Source organism: Pseudomonas sp. 32_A, assembly GCF_017490905.1.
GTDB classification, from domain to species: Bacteria; Pseudomonadota; Gammaproteobacteria; order Pseudomonadales; family Pseudomonadaceae; genus Aquipseudomonas; species Aquipseudomonas inefficax.
This window is the reverse complement of record NZ_JAFGYI010000016.1, coordinates 1-15,325: the sequence shown is the minus strand read 5'-3', so window position 1 is coordinate 15,325 and position 15,325 is coordinate 1. Positions and strand designations below refer to the sequence as shown.

At 63.7% G+C, this 15,325-nt stretch carries 9 protein-coding genes; 8 read left to right on the top strand and 1 reads right to left on the bottom strand.

The window, feature by feature from the left end; translation table 11 throughout:
- The first annotated feature begins 116 nt into the window (after window positions 1–116).
- The 7 genes from hutC (at window position 117) to hutG (ending at window position 8,561) form a co-directional block, all read left to right on the top strand.
- Window positions 117–827, top strand: coding sequence for a histidine utilization repressor (gene hutC / locus J5M58_RS12015; protein WP_013974563.1), 711 nt, complete (start codon window positions 117–119; stop codon window positions 825–827).
- Window positions 824–1,396 (top strand): HutD family protein, encoded by a 573-nt coding sequence (locus tag J5M58_RS12010; RefSeq protein ID WP_112249579.1) that lies wholly within the window; start codon window positions 824–826, stop codon window positions 1,394–1,396. Before hutC ends, J5M58_RS12010 begins: the two co-directional genes overlap by 4 nt.
- Window positions 1,397–1,651: 255 nt before the next feature.
- A complete protein-coding gene (hutU, locus tag J5M58_RS12005; RefSeq protein ID WP_133975954.1) occupies window positions 1,652–3,325 on the top strand; it encodes a urocanate hydratase in 1,674 nt (557 codons plus the stop codon).
- 106 nt (window positions 3,326–3,431) lie between these two features.
- Window positions 3,432–4,964: a histidine ammonia-lyase gene (gene hutH / locus J5M58_RS12000; protein WP_112249577.1), complete on the top strand. Its 1,533-nt coding sequence runs from the start codon at window positions 3,432–3,434 to the stop codon at window positions 4,962–4,964.
- Window positions 4,965–5,121: 157 nt separating this feature from the next.
- On the top strand, window positions 5,122–6,525 hold the full coding sequence (locus J5M58_RS11995; RefSeq protein WP_207878224.1) for an amino acid permease: 1,404 nt from the start codon (window positions 5,122–5,124) through the stop codon (window positions 6,523–6,525).
- A 16-nt stretch (window positions 6,526–6,541) separates the two neighbouring features.
- Window positions 6,542–7,747: an imidazolonepropionase gene (gene hutI / locus J5M58_RS11990; protein ID WP_112249573.1), complete on the top strand. Its 1,206-nt coding sequence runs from the start codon at window positions 6,542–6,544 to the stop codon at window positions 7,745–7,747.
- Window positions 7,748–7,757: 10 nt separating this feature from the next.
- Window positions 7,758–8,561, top strand: coding sequence for an N-formylglutamate deformylase (hutG, locus tag J5M58_RS11985; protein WP_207878223.1), 804 nt, complete (start codon window positions 7,758–7,760; stop codon window positions 8,559–8,561).
- Window positions 8,562–8,620: 59 nt separating this feature from the next.
- Here the strand turns inward: hutG and J5M58_RS11980 are convergent, their stop codons facing one another.
- Entirely contained in the window at window positions 8,621–14,143 is a 5,523-nt protein-coding gene (locus tag J5M58_RS11980) for a DUF6543 domain-containing protein (RefSeq protein WP_243432316.1), read from the bottom strand.
- A gap of 170 nt (window positions 14,144–14,313) precedes the next feature.
- Here J5M58_RS11980 and pip point away from each other — a divergent pair, with 170 nt between their 5' ends.
- Window positions 14,314–15,285: a prolyl aminopeptidase gene (pip, locus tag J5M58_RS11975; protein WP_013974556.1), complete on the top strand. Its 972-nt coding sequence runs from the start codon at window positions 14,314–14,316 to the stop codon at window positions 15,283–15,285.
- The last annotated feature ends 40 nt before the right edge of the window (window positions 15,286–15,325 follow it).

Sequence of the window (15,325 nt, the reverse complement as noted above, 5' to 3'; positions counted from 1 at the left end):
ATATACATATACAGGCGTTTGCCTGCCGGGTAAACTGCGGCAAGCTACCGCTCATTCCATTTGCACAAGGATCCAACGCCGTGCCGACACCTCCTGTCTCCGCGCTGGTTGCCCAGATGGGCGAGGGCCCGGCGCCGCTGTACGCCCGGGTCAAACAGATGATCATCCAGCAGATCGACAACGGCAGCTGGCCACCGCATCACCGAGTACCCTCGGAGAGCGAACTGGTCAGCGAGCTGGGCTTCAGCCGTATGACCATCAACCGCGCCCTGCGCGAACTTACCGCCGAAGGCCTTCTGGTGCGCATGCAAGGGGTCGGGACCTTCGTGGCCGAGCCCAAGGGGCGTTCGGCGCTGTTCGAGGTCAACAACATCGCCGATGAAATTGCCGCTCGTGGCCACCAGCATAGCTGCCAGGTGATCACCCTCACCGAGGAAACGGCCGGTTCCGAGCGGGCCCTGGCCCTGGACATGCGCGAAGGCCAGCGGGTGTTCCACTCGCTGATCGTGCATTTCGAGAACGGCGTGCCGGTGCAGATCGAGGACCGCTACGTCAATGCTGCGATTGCCCCCGACTACCTCAAGCAGGACTTCACCCGGCAGACGCCTTACGCCTACCTGTCGCAGGTGGCGCCGCTGACCGAGGGTGAACACGTGGTCGAGGCAATCCTGGCCGAGCCGGAAGAATGCCGCCTGTTGCAGATCGAGCGGGGCGAGCCCTGCCTGCTGATCCGCCGTCGCACCTGGTCCGGCCGCCAGCCGGTGACCGCCGCGCGGCTGATCCACCCTGGTTCCCGTCATCGCCTGGAAGGACGTTTCAGCAAATGAGTCAGCTGCAGTTGTTGCGTGCGCAGGGCTACCCGCGCATGCCGTGGAAGAACGGTGGCGGTTTCACCGAAGAGATTACTCGCGACAATGGCGAGGGCCTGGACGGCTTTGGCTGGCGCTTGTCGATTGCCGATATCGAGGAGTCCGGTGGGTTTTCCACCTTCGCCGGCTATCAGCGGATCATCACCGTGTTGCAAGGCGACGGCATGCGCCTGTTGGTCGACGGCCAGGCCAGCCGGCCGTTGCTGCCGTTCGATGCCTTTGCCTTCAGTGGCGAGAGCCAGGTCAGCTGCAAGCTGCTGGGCGGCGCGATCCGCGATTTCAACCTGATCTATGCACCGCAGCGCTACCGGGCGCGGTTGCAGTGGTTCGATGGCACCAGCCGTTTGTACAGTTCGGCGTCGACGCTGTTGCTGTTCGCGGCCAGCAGCCAGGTCGAGGTGGGTATTGCCGGGCGCGAGGCGCAGCGGTTGGGGCTGTATGACTGCCTGCGGCTGGAGGGCAATGACCAGTTGCTGGGGTTGGATGTGCAGGGGCGGTTCTGCCTGATCGAACTCGTTTCACGTTGAGATAGCCGGGGGCTGCTGCGCAGCCCTTCGCGGGCTTGCCCGCTCCCACAGGTACAGCGCACGCCTTGAAGGCAGTGGAGCTCTCTGTGGGAGCGGGCAAGCCCGCGAAGGGCCGCGCAGCGGCCCCATTTCTTTTGCCATTCAGCGGGAAAGTCCAATTATTTTGGTTGTCCATGCTTGTACATACAAGTAAAGGTGTGTTTGTATATCTACCACGACATACCCGCCCGCGGACGACCGCAGAGGACCTTTCCCGTGACCGACAACAACAAATACCGTGACGTTGAAATCCGTGCCCCACGTGGCAACAAGCTGACTGCCAAAAGCTGGCTGACCGAAGCGCCGCTGCGCATGCTGATGAACAACCTCGATCCACAGGTCGCGGAAAACCCGAAGGAACTGGTGGTGTACGGCGGTATCGGCCGCGCTGCCCGTAACTGGGCGTGCTACGACAAGATCGTCGAGACCCTGACCCGCCTGGAAGACGACGAAACCCTGCTGGTGCAGTCGGGCAAGCCGGTCGGCGTGTTCAAGACCCACAGCAATGCCCCGCGCGTACTGATCGCCAACTCCAACCTGGTGCCGCACTGGGCCAACTGGGAACACTTCAACGAACTGGACGCCAAGGGCCTGGCCATGTACGGCCAGATGACCGCCGGCAGCTGGATCTACATCGGCAGCCAGGGCATCGTCCAGGGCACCTACGAAACCTTCGTCGAAGCCGGTCGCCAGCATTACGGCGGCAGCCTGAAAGGCAAGTGGGTGCTCACCGCCGGCCTGGGCGGCATGGGTGGCGCCCAGCCACTGGCCGCCACCCTGGCCGGTGCCTGCTCGCTGAACATCGAATGCCAGCAGAGCCGCATCGACTTCCGCCTGGAAACCCGTTACGTCGATGAACAGGCAACCGACCTCGACGACGCCCTGGCACGCATCGCCAAGTACACCGCCGAAGGCAAGGCCATCTCCATCGCCCTGCACGGCAACGCTGCCGAAATCCTGCCAGAGCTGGTCAAGCGTGGCGTGCGCCCGGACATGGTCACCGACCAGACCAGCGCTCACGACCCGCTGAACGGTTACCTGCCTGCTGGCTGGACCTGGGAACAGTACCGCGACCGCGCGCAGACCGAGCCGGCTGCAGTGGTCAAGGCCGCCAAGCAGTCGATGGCTGTGCACGTGCAAGCCATGCTCGATTTCCAGAAGCAGGGTGTCCCGACCTTCGACTATGGCAACAACATCCGCCAGATGGCCAAGGAAGAAGGCGTGGCCAATGCCTTCGACTTCCCGGGCTTCGTGCCGGCCTACATCCGCCCGCTGTTCTGCCGTGGCATCGGCCCGTTCCGCTGGGCGGCGCTGTCCGGTGATGCCGAAGACATCTACAAGACCGACGCCAAGGTCAAGGAACTGATCCCCGACGACGCCCACCTGCACCGCTGGCTGGACATGGCTCGCGAGCGCATCAGCTTCCAGGGCCTGCCGGCACGTATCTGCTGGGTTGGCCTGGGACTGCGCGCCAAGCTGGGCCTGGCGTTCAACGAAATGGTACGCAGCGGCGAGCTGTCGGCACCGATCGTGATCGGCCGTGACCACCTGGACTCCGGTTCGGTGTCCAGCCCCAACCGTGAAACCGAAGCCATGCGCGACGGTTCCGACGCTGTCTCCGACTGGCCGCTGCTCAACGCCCTGCTGAACACCGCCGGCGGTGCTACCTGGGTTTCGCTGCACCACGGTGGTGGCGTGGGCATGGGCTTCTCCCAGCACTCGGGCATGGTCATCGTCTGCGACGGTACCGATGAAGCCGCCGCGCGTATCGCTCGCGTGCTGACCAACGACCCAGGGACTGGCGTAATGCGTCACGCCGATGCCGGTTACGACATCGCCATCGACTGCGCCAAGGAGCAGGGCCTGGACCTGCCGATGATCACTGGCTGATCGCCACGCTTTGGATCGCACCCCACAAGGGTGATACTGAACAACAAGAAGGAGCGCGCAGGCACCTACAAACGGGTCTGCGGCTCCACGCGATTGGAGTAGTAAAGTGACCGAATTGACCCTCAAGCCTGGCACGCTGACCCTGGCCCAGCTGCGCGCCATCCATGCCGCGCCCGTGCGCCTGAAGCTGGACGCCAGCGCCGCGCCGGCCATCGACGCCAGCGTTGCCTGCGTCGAGCAGATCATTGCCGAAGACCGTACCGCCTACGGCATCAACACCGGTTTCGGCCTGCTGGCCTCGACCCGCATCGCCAGCCACGACCTGGAAAACCTGCAGCGCTCGCTGGTGCTGTCCCACGCCGCCGGTGTCGGCGCGCCGCTGGATGACGACCTGGTGCGGCTGATCATGGTGCTGAAGATCAACAGTCTCAGCCGTGGCTTCTCCGGTATCCGTCGCAAAGTCATCGACGCGCTGATCGCCCTGGTCAACGCCGAAGTCTATCCACACATCCCACTGAAGGGTTCGGTGGGCGCTTCCGGTGACCTCGCCCCGCTGGCGCACATGTCGCTGGTGCTGCTGGGTGAAGGCAAGGCACGCTACAAGGGCCAGTGGCTACCAGCCACCGAAGCCCTGGCCGTGGCCGGCCTCGAGCCGCTGACCCTGGCTGCAAAGGAGGGCCTGGCCCTGCTCAACGGCACCCAGGCTTCCACCGCCTATGCCCTGCGTGGCCTGTTCCAGGGTGAAGACCTGTACGCCGCCGCCATTGCCTGCGGCGGCCTGAGCGTTGAAGCCGCACTGGGCTCGCGCTCGCCGTTCGATGCGCGTATCCACGAAGTGCGAGGCCAGCGTGGCCAGATCGACACTGCTGCCTGCTTCCGTGACCTGCTGGGCGACTCCAGCGAAGTGTCGCTGTCGCACAAGAACTGCGACAAGGTCCAGGATCCGTACTCGTTGCGTTGCCAGCCGCAGGTCATGGGCGCCTGCCTGACCCAGCTGCGCCAGGCTGCCGAGGTACTGGGCATCGAAGCCAACGCCGTGTCGGACAACCCGCTGGTGTTCGCTGCCGAAGGTGACGTGATTTCCGGCGGTAACTTCCACGCCGAGCCGGTGGCCATGGCCGCCGACAACATCGCCCTGGCCATTGCCGAAATCGGTTCGCTGAGCGAGCGCCGTATCTCGCTGATGATGGACAAGCACATGTCCCAGCTGCCGCCGTTCCTGGTGGAAAACGGTGGGGTCAACTCGGGCTTCATGATCGCCCAGGTCACCGCTGCTGCCCTGGCCAGCGAGAACAAGGCCCTGTCGCACCCGCACAGCGTCGACAGCCTGCCGACTTCGGCCAACCAGGAAGACCATGTGTCGATGGCCCCGGCTGCTGGCAAGCGCCTGTGGGAAATGGCCGAAAACACCCGTGGTGTGCTGGCCATCGAATGGCTGGGCGCCTGCCAGGGCCTGGACCTGCGCAAGGGCCTGAAGACCTCGGCCAAGCTGGAGCAGGCGCGCCAGGCGCTGCGCAGCGAAGTGCCGCACTACGACCGTGACCGCTTCTTCGCGCCCGACATCGAAAAGGCCGTGGAACTGTTGGCCAAGGGTAGCCTGACCGGCCTGCTGCCGGCTGGTGTGCTGCCAAGCCTGTAATGCCCCCAGGGGCCGCTGTGCGGCCCATCGCCGGCAAGCCGGCTCCCACAGATGGAGATGCGACACACCATCTCTGTGGGGGCTGGCTTGCCGGCGATTGGGCTGCAAGGCAGCCCCCCTCGATCTCACGACCACAAAAACAATTTAAGGACGTGACATGCAACAAGCTCAAGGTCTAAAGCGCGGGCTAAGTGCCCGCCACATCCGTTTCATGGCCCTCGGTTCCGCCATCGGCACCGGGCTGTTCTACGGTTCCGCCTCGGCCATCCAGATGGCCGGCCCGGCCGTGTTGCTGGCCTACCTGATCGGCGGTGCCGCCGTGTTCATGGTCATGCGCGCCCTTGGCGAAATGGCCGTGCACAACCCGGTCGCCGGCTCGTTCGGCCACTACGCCAGCACCTACCTCGGCCCCATGGCCGGCTTCATCCTTGGCTGGACCTACGCCTTCGAGATGGTCATCGTCGCCATCGCCGACGTCACCGCCTTCGGTATCTACATGGGCTTCTGGTTCCCGGAAGTGGCCCGCTGGATCTGGGTGCTGGGCATCGTCTTCCTGATCGGCGGCCTCAACCTGTGCAACGTCAAGGTCTTTGGCGAAATGGAATTCTGGCTGTCGCTGCTCAAGGTCGGCGCCATCGTGGCGATGATCCTGGCCGGCCTCGGCATCATGGCCTTCGGCTTCAGCCAGGTAGGCACCGGGCAGGCCGTGGGTGTCAGCAACCTGTTCGACCACGGCGGCTTCATGCCCAATGGCGTGGGTGGCCTGATCGCCTCCTTTGCCGTGGTGATGTTCGCGTTCGGCGGCATCGAGATCATCGGCGTCACCGCCGGTGAGGCCAAGGACCCGCAGCGGGTCATCCCCAAGGCTATCAACGCCGTGCCGTTGCGCATCCTGCTGTTCTACGTGCTCACCCTGTTCGTGCTGATGTGCCTGTTCCCATGGCCGCAGATCGGCAGCCAGGGCAGCCCGTTCGTGCAGATCTTCAGTAACCTGGGCATCGGCTCTGCCGCCGCGGTGCTGAACATCGTGGTGATTTCTGCCGCGATCTCGGCCATCAACAGCGACATCTTCGGCGCTGGTCGCATGATGTACGGCCTGGCCCAGCAAGGCCACGCCCCGCGTGGTTTCAGCAAGCTGTCGAAGCATGGCGTGCCGTGGATGACCGTGGTGGTGATGGGCGCTGCGCTGCTGATCGGCGTGCTGCTCAATTACCTGATCCCGGAGAACGTGTTCCTGCTGATCGCCTCGATCGCCACCTTCGCCACCGTGTGGGTTTGGCTGATGATCCTGCTCACCCAGGTGGCCATGCGCCGCAGCATGAGCCGTGAACAAGTGGCCCAGCTACAGTTCCCGGTACCGTTCTGGCCTTACGGCCCGGCCATGGCCATTGCGTTCATGGTGTTCATCTTTGGCGTGCTCGGTTACTTCCCGGATACCCAGGCGGCACTGCTCGTCGGCGTGGTCTGGGTGGTGTTCCTGGTGGCGTCCTACCTGCTCTGGTGCAAGCCGCGCGCAGGGCAGGGCCAGCCGGTAGCGGAACCGGCCGAGCTGCACCGCTAAGTACAGGAGTCAAGGTATGAGAACCGTCTGGCAGCACTGCCATGTGGCAACCATGGCCGAGGGCCGTTACTCGGCCATCGAGGACGCAGCCATCGTCACCAAAGACGGGCTGATCGAGTGGATCGGCCCAAGCGTCGAGCTGGCGGCGGTCGAGGCCGAGCGTACGGTGGACCTGAGCGGCGCCTGGGTCACCCCTGGGCTGATCGACTGCCACACCCACGCGGTGTTCGGTGGCAACCGCAGCGGCGAGTTCGAGCAGCGCCTGCAGGGTGTGAGCTATGCCGAAATCGCCGCACAGGGTGGTGGCATCGCCAGCACCGTGCGGGCCACCCGCGCGGCCAGCGAGGATGAACTGTTCGCCAGTGCCCGCCAGCGGGTCCAGGCGCTGATGCGCGATGGCGTGACCACCATCGAGGTCAAGTCCGGCTACGGCCTGGACCTGGCCAACGAGCGCAAGATGCTGCGCGTGGCCCGGCGCCTGGCCGACGAGTTGCCGCTGGCGGTGCGCGCCACCTGCCTGGCAGCCCATGCCTTGCCACCGGAATACGTCGGCCGGGCTGACGACTACATCGCGCACATCTGCGACGAAATGCTGCCGGCCCTGGCCGCCGAAGGCCTGGTGGACGCAGTGGATGCCTTCTGCGAACACCTGGCGTTCTCCCCGGCCCAGGTCGAGCGGCTGTTCATCAAGGCGCGCGAGCTGGGCCTGCCGGTCAAGCTGCACGCCGAACAGTTGTCGTCGCTGCACGGCTCCAGCCTGGCGGCACGCTACCAGGCGCTGTCGGCTGACCATCTGGAATTCATGACCGAGGAAGACGCCATTGCCATGGCAAAAGCCGGCACGGTCGCCGTGCTGCTGCCGGGCGCGTTCTACTTCCTGCGCGAAACCCAGCTGCCGCCGATGGACGCCTTGCGCCGCCACGGCGTGAAGATTGCCCTGGCCAGCGACCTCAACCCCGGCACCTCGCCAGGGCTGTCGCTACGGCTGATGCTGAACATGGGCTGCACCTGCTTCCGCATGACCCCGGAAGAGGCCCTGGCCGGTGTCACCGTGCACGCCGCCACGGCGCTGGGCCTGGGCGACAGCCACGGCTCGCTGGAAGTGGGCAAGGTCGCCGACTTCGTCGCCTGGCAGATCGAACGCCCCGCCGACCTGGCCTACTGGCTGGGCGGCGACCTGCCCAAGCGCGTGGTGCGCAAGGGCCACGAGATTTCCAACTGAGTGAGGCACGATGGACAAGGTACTGAGTTTTCACCAGGGCCGCCTGCCGCTGCTGATCAGCATGCCCCATGCCGGCCTGAAGCTGTCGCCGGCGGTACGAGACGGCCTGGTCGATCAGGCGCGCAGCCTGCCAGACACTGACTGGCATATACCACGGCTGTATGACTTTGCCCGTGAGATGGGCGCCAGTGTGGTGGCAGCGGAGTATTCGCGCTTCGTCATCGACCTGAACCGCCCGGATGACGACAAGCCGCTGTACGTTGGTGCCACCACTGGCCTGTACCCGGCCACGCTGTTCGATGGCGAGCCATTGTTCAAGGACGGGCTGGTGCCGACAGGCGAGGAGCGCAAGCAGTATCTGGAGCAGATCTGGCGCCCCTACCACGACACGATTCGTCGCGAGCTGGCGCGGCTGCGCGAGCAGTTCGGCTACGCCCTGCTGTGGGACGCCCATTCGATCCGTTCACTGATCCCGCACCTGTTCGACGGCAAGCTACCGGATTTCAACCTGGGTACCTTCAACGGCGCCAGTTGCGACCCGGCTCTGGCCGAACGGCTGAAAGAGGTGTGCGCCCAGGCCCAAGGCTACAGCCATGTGCTCAATGGCCGCTTCAAGGGCGGGCATATCACCCGGCATTACGGCGATCCGGCCAATCACATCCATGCGGTGCAGCTGGAGCTGGCGCAGAGCACTTACATGGAAGAAGCCGAGCCGTTCGCTTACCGCGAAGACCTGGCACGGCCGACACAGGAGGTGTTGAAGCAGCTTCTGCAGGCAGTGCTGGACTGGGGCAAGGCGCATTACGGGCGGTGAAGTTCGCCAGTAAGAATGGCGACGCGATGCAGGCCATGCGCGTCGCCAGTCACTACGGGTCAGTTGTTGTTGATCTGCTTGATGGTAAGTTCGCGCAGTAGCTCCTTCTCTTCCTGGTCCTTGTCATCTTGCAGGCCTTGCTGCAAGTTCAACTCGTCCTGAAGCGAGTGGTCCTTGCTGGCCAGCTCGAGTACCCGCAGGCGGAAACGTGCGTCTATTTCGGCGAAGCGGTCGGCACACTCGGCGCGCAGGCGCGTGGTCCAGTCCGTATTCGCCAGCATGTAGTCGACCAGTGCATCGCTCAGTTCACTTTTGCGGACCTTTTCCAACACACTGGATAGCTCATCGCGCGCCAGGTTCGCAGCACCTCGAAAACGCATGCTGTCGGCGATCGGCAGGTCCAGTTCCCTGGCCAGTTCCCGGCGGTAGGCCAGGCGTACCGAGACCAGGTCACCCGAGCCGGTCCGTTGGTTGGCCAGCAGCTCCAGCTGTTCGATCCGGAAAAGCTGCAACAGGCGACGACGCAGTGCTTGCAGGGAATCGCCGGCGTCGACCAACAGGCGTTGGCTCATCAGGTACAGTTCAATATTGTTGAACTCCTGCAGCGCTCCGTCATGGCAGGTCTGCGAGCCGGTTACCGGGTCTGGCAATGCCGCTGCGGCGATGCTCTCCATGATCGGGCGTTCGGTTTCGTTGCTTGCAGCCACCACCAGCATCAAGCGCACCCGTTCGCAGAAGGTGGCTCGCGTATTCGGGTCAACGTATGGGGCGGCATTGTGCAAACGGCCCGCCAGACGCAACAGATCACTGCCTTCGAGCCGTTCCCAGCAGTCCTGCAATGCGGCATTCTGTGCTTCGCTACCCAGCATCCAGTCCTCCAGCCTGGGCGTATCATCGCCCAGCAGTGGGAAGTGAGGGTGGTCGAGAGATCCTTCGCTGGAAGAGTCGAAGAACATCAGGTCGTCGGGGATATCCAGGGCAAAGGAATAGCTGTGCTGGCTGTCCGAGAACGTGCGTACCCGCAGGATGGTTTCAAGAGGCAGCGGGTTGTCGAACAAGGCGATCGACGAGATTGGCATGGGATTGTTCAGGTTCGTCAGGATGTGCTCGGGCAACTGGGTGATGTTGTTCGAGCTCAGGTCCAGAAGTTCCAGTGGCAGCAAACTGTCACACCAGCTGGGCCAGGCTTGCAGGTTCATGTTGGTCAATGCGAGTGACTGCAGGTTGCCGGCCAGCGATGCGGGCACATGGTCGATGCTGCCTGCCCGGTTGCCCGACAGGTCCAGCGAGGTCAGGTTTCGCAGCCCTGCGAAAATGTCCATCATGGCCTGGTCGACCTCCAGACCCATGTTGCGAAACTCCAGGTAGGTGAGTTGGGGAAGGCGAGCCAGGGCGGATGCCAGCGAGGGCATGGCGGCCTGGTGTGCATCGATGGTCAGCCGGCTGATGTTAGGGAACCGGCTGAGTAGTTCATCGAGCTGTGAGGTGCTGCCTCGCAACCGCGTCAGGCTGAGTGCACGTACGCGGGCGCCGAAGAACGCTGGAAGCCGCCTGGGGAAATGCTCGATGGCCACGTCCTCGAGTTGCAGGCGCAGGTATGACTGGCCCTGCTCCTGTTGTTCCCAGAATTGATCGATTGCTGACGCGATACGTTGCCTGTCCGCCAGTGCGGCCTGGGTCAATGGGTTGCTCGAACTGGATGCCTGGGCCCAGCCATCGATCGCATCGCGCATCTGCCGTCGCTCATCGCGAATGCGTGCTAGCTGTTCGGAAAGTGCTGCTGGCTGGTCCGTGGTGATACCCGAGGTGTCGACGTGCTCGTTCAGCAACAAGCGCTGCAGGTGGGATTCATTGATACTGTTGCCTTCCAGCGAGATCACCGGTGGCGTGGTCAGCATGTCCGCTTCATGAAGCAGGAACGTGGGCAACGACCTGAGATTGTTGTGGCGCAATGACAGGTGGGCAATGCGCGCCAAGGCGTCGCTACCAATCCCGATCGGCCATTGGGCCAATTGCATCTGGTCCAGGCCCAGGTAATCCAGGGTCAATTCATGGAAGCTTGGCCTGTTGCTCTGCGCCAGCCGGTTACCACTCAGGTCGAGGTATCTCAATTGGCGAAGCCCTGACAGCAGGTTCAGGTCGCTTTCGGAGAGCGTCATGTTCTGGTTGGTGAGCACCAGTCGTTGCAACGCTGGCAGGCACTCGGTGATGGTGGGCACGCTGAACAGGAAGGGCGAGGGTGTTGCCCTGGGGTCAAACGGACGGCTGATTTCCAGCGACTCGATCTGCGGCATCTGCCTGAGCAGGCGTTGCAGCAGGCGCTCGTTTTGCGCCCAGCCCGCCAAGGACCCTGACGGTAAGTCGATCAGGCTCAGGCTGCGCACGCGTGCGTTGAAAAAAGCGGGCAAGGTGAGGGGCACGTCGGCAAGGGGGACGCGGGCGATACGCAGTTCGGTGGTGGGCCCGGTGCTGTCCAGCGCAGTGTCGTACCAATGTTGCATGATCGAGTCACGCAGGCTGTCGTAGTCCTGTGCTGCCTGGTCGCTTGCCGGCGAAATGGCTTCGCTCCAATCGTCCAGGCTGCTTTGCAGCTCGTTGCGCTGCTCCAGTAGTGTCTGCAAATGTTCGAATATCTGCAGTTGCGTACGGCCGCGGCTGGCAAGTGCCAGCAGAACCTGATCCGCCGAGCGGCCGGTGCGTTCGGCGAGCCCTGTGGCTTCGATAGCTTCGAACAGCTGCTGGCGGGTGATGCCATGGGTGGCCGGGCCGCCGCCACTGAGTGGGTAGCCCAGGCGGCCATCAGCCAGGCGCATGGGAGAACGGTAGCCTGGGCGTACGGGCTGCATGCCCAGCAGCACCCTCAAGGCCGGGCGAGGCAGCAACGGGCTTTCCTGTACAAGGCGCTGCAGCGCTTGCTGATCGGCGACGTCCATGCTTGCCATGGCCGCTGGCAGTGCCTCGTACAATGCAGCGTAAAGGCTTGAATACACCTTGACCGCCGCGCTGGGCAGGCTTTCGTCGTGGACGATGTACCCTGCCTGGGCATGGGTGATGGTCTTGAATGGGCGGGTGTCCAGTGTGCCTATGGCATGATCCTGGGTCGGCCAGGACATGCGCTGGAGCAGCCGGAGCCTGGTCTGTGCAGGCCAGCCTGGCAAGCGTTCGAGCGTATGCACGATCAACAGGTCGCTATCCCAGTTCGGCACGCTGGACAGGTACAGCCCTTCGCAGGCGTGTGCAAGGCGAATTTGTTGCTGGTAGATGCGGGCCTCTTCGGCAAGGCGCAGTGGTACCTTGCCGTTGTCGAGTATCTGCAGTTCGTTGGCACTGGCCTCGCGCGCCAGCTCATTGGCGACTGCTGACGGCAATTTCGGATACGCCCTCTGGATGGCCTCGGCGCCCGGCGCCAGGTCGCGCGAAAGGCCGGCGTAGGCCCTGGCAAACTCAGCGGGCCGAGTGCTCTCGTCCGCCAGCTGGCGGACCGTTTCGTCCAGCTTGAAACGTTGCAGGGTGTCTTCCAGCAAGGCCGGCAGCCGCTGGCTTTCGGCCAGGGCGCGGCGCAGCTCGTCTTCGTGTACGCCGCTGACGGCGATAATCCGTTGCAGCGTCGGCTCGTCGAAGTGCCCACTCAAGTGGCCGATGCGGCGCAGGAGTGTCATGCCCGACCAACTCAGTGGCTTATCGGTAACGTGCAACCATGCTCCGGCACCGTTGTGCCGCACTGGCGGCTGGTAACGGCGAGGACTTGCAGGGTGTTGCAAACGATATTCACCAGTCGTTGGCGCTTGGCTGACGATGTACTGATTGCCCTGCAGTACCAGCCAGCGTTTGCCTTGGTGATGCCGTAGGCCCAGTTCGTCCGGTACCAGGTCATGGGGCAGTGTCTCGAAGCTCTGGTAGGGCGTGAGGTCGGGTTTCCACAGCCGCATCTGACCATCGGATGTTTCCACGTCTTCCAGTTCTTCGATGAATGAAGGCGTTTCTACAGGAATACGGGCTATCCCTGGTTCCTCGTCCTCTGGCTCTTCTACCGCCGGACCTTCCGAAGGCGTGCCGGTTTCGCTGCCCTGCGAGCCTCTCAATGCTTTGGCTGCTGCGCTGAGGGCGGCCATGACGGCCACGTTTTCGATCACATCGACCAGATAGCCATAGGCAGTATCACGCTCGTCGTTTTCCCAGGCGTCGATCCCTTCATACACCTCATGGGCCAGCTGGGCCAGGCAAACGGCAAGCATTGCCTCGCCAAGCCCCGGCACGAAGAAGCCGGCGATGTTCAAGGCCGTAAGCACACGGCCGGCGATCAGTTCCCGGTGGGCTTGCGTGGTGCGCCGGTCGACGATTTCGGTGGGAGTGGCGTGGAACAGCACATCCTTTTCATGACGCTGGGCCTTCTGGAAAGCCATCACGCCTTGGAAGGCGTAACTGAAAGGCTTCATGACCGGATACAGGGTGGCGTGCGGGTCCGGAACACGTTCATGCAAGCCGCGGACACTCCAGGCGAGGGGCATGAGCCGGTCCTTCAGGCGGGTGGTTATCCGCGCCTTGTCGCGGTCGGCGAGGTGGCTGTCCAGGTAGCCGATATCGGCCTGGAGCCTGTCGCGCAATTCGTCGTGCATGGCTTGCTGGCTGGTGAACTCCTTGAGGGGCGTGGTGCTGTCTTCAGGGATGTACAGCGCCACGGCCTGATGCCCTTCAGCTTGCAGGGTAATGAGCACAACGCCGGTCAGCTCGGCTTCCCACAACTCGAGCAAGCTGAATGTCACCGGCGAAGAGGGCGATGGCGCCTGGTCAAGTGGTGTGGCGAGAGCGGCGGAATATAGCGTTTCGCTGATATCACCCTTGAGGCGGGCGAAATGCAGGGATTGCCGGAATGCCGAGACCTCGGCACGCCCCAAGATTTCATAAACGGCCAGTGCGGCTTCATCGGCGCCGAGTGACGGCGTGGCCACCGGGTAGTAGATGGCATGTACCTGTTCGTGATACTTGCCGCCGATATCCAGCGTGCGACACAAGTCGGCGAAGTCTTCGGCGGCGATACCCAGTGCATTGATGATCGGCACGGTGCCCATGAAGCGCCGGTGATCGACGATGACCGACCTCTTGAGCAGGGAGGCGGGCGCGTCCATGCCGTGTTCGGCAGCGGCGGCCTGGTCGAAGTTGTGCAAGGCGCAGTGCAGCAGCGAACGTGTAGCCCGGTCGACGGCCTGGCGGCTGTCGATGGCGTCGGTCGTTTCGATCAGGCGGGCATCGACGAGGTAGGTGTTGCGCACATCCAGGTCAAACCTGAATCGCTGCTGGATGGCTTCGGTGAGTGCCTTGGCGGCGTAGGTTTCCAGGGTCGGAAGCTGTTCGAACAGCTTGTGCACCTGCACCTGGTGCTCGCGGTGGCGTGCGTGCTCTTCCTGCCATGCCTTGGCGACTTCCGGTTGTTGCTGGAGTGCCGTCACCAGCCAGGCAGGGGGTTGATGCCAGTTGCGCATCGCAAGTCGGGTTTCTGGTGGAGCCTGCTTGAGCCAGGTGGGGATTCTGCGCTCGATGGTGGCGTAATGAACACTAGGCACGGCAGTGACTGCAGTTGGCATGGCGAGGCCCTTGCTTGATTTGGGGCGAGGGACTATCGCGGGCCTGCCTGAACTGCTGGAGGTAGATATATGTGCCCTTGAGGTGCGGCGGCATCAGCGCGGGCAGTGCTCAAAGCGCAATTCAGGTTTATGATGGCCCACGGCCGAATAATCCTCACACGGAGTGCGCAATGCAGACCCTGTACCCGCAGATCAAACCCTACGCCCGGCACGATCTGGCCGTGGAAGCGCCGCATGTGCTGTATGTCGACGAAAGCGGCTCGCCAGAAGGTCTGCCGGTGGTATTCATCCACGGCGGCCCGGGCGCCGGTTGCGACGCCCAGAGCCGCTGCTACTTCGACCCGACCCTGTATCGCATCATCACCTTCGACCAGCGCGGCTGTGGCCGCTCCACGCCGCACGCGAGCCTGGAGAACAACACTACCTGGCACCTGGTCGAGGACCTCGAGCGTATCCGCGAGCACCTGGGTATCGACAAATGGGTGCTGTTCGGCGGCTCGTGGGGCTCCACCCTGGCCCTGGCCTACGCCCAGACCCACCCCGAGCGGGTGCATGGCCTGATCCTGCGCGGCATCTTCCTGTGCAGGCCCCAGGAAATCCAGTGGTTCTACCAGGAAGGCGCCAGCCGCTTGTTCCCTGATTACTGGCAGGACTACATCGCACCGATCCCGCCGGAGGAGCGTGGTGACCTGGTCACTGCCTTCCACAAGCGCCTGACCGGCAACGACCAGATCGCCCAGATGCACGCAGCCAAGGCCTGGTCCACCTGGGAAGGCCGTACCGCCACCCTGCGCCCCAACCCCCTGGTGGTCGACCGCTTCTCCGAGCCGCAGCGCGCACTGTCGATCGCCCGTATCGAATGCCACTACTTCATGAACAACGCCTTCCTCGAACCGGACCAGCTGATCCGCGATCTGCCAAAGATCGCCCACCTGCCTGCCGTGATCGTGCATGGCCGCTATGATGTGATCTGCCCGCTGGACAACGCCTGGGCGCTGCACCAGGCCTGGCCGAACAGCGAACTGAAGGTGATCCGTGACGCTGGCCACGCGGCTTCCGAGCCGGGCATCACCGATGCCCTGGTGCGCGCCGCCGACCAGATGGCCCGGCGCCTGCTGGACCTGCCCCTGGAAGAAGCATGAGGGGCCTGCTGCAGCGAGTGCGTGGCGCACGGGTGGAGGT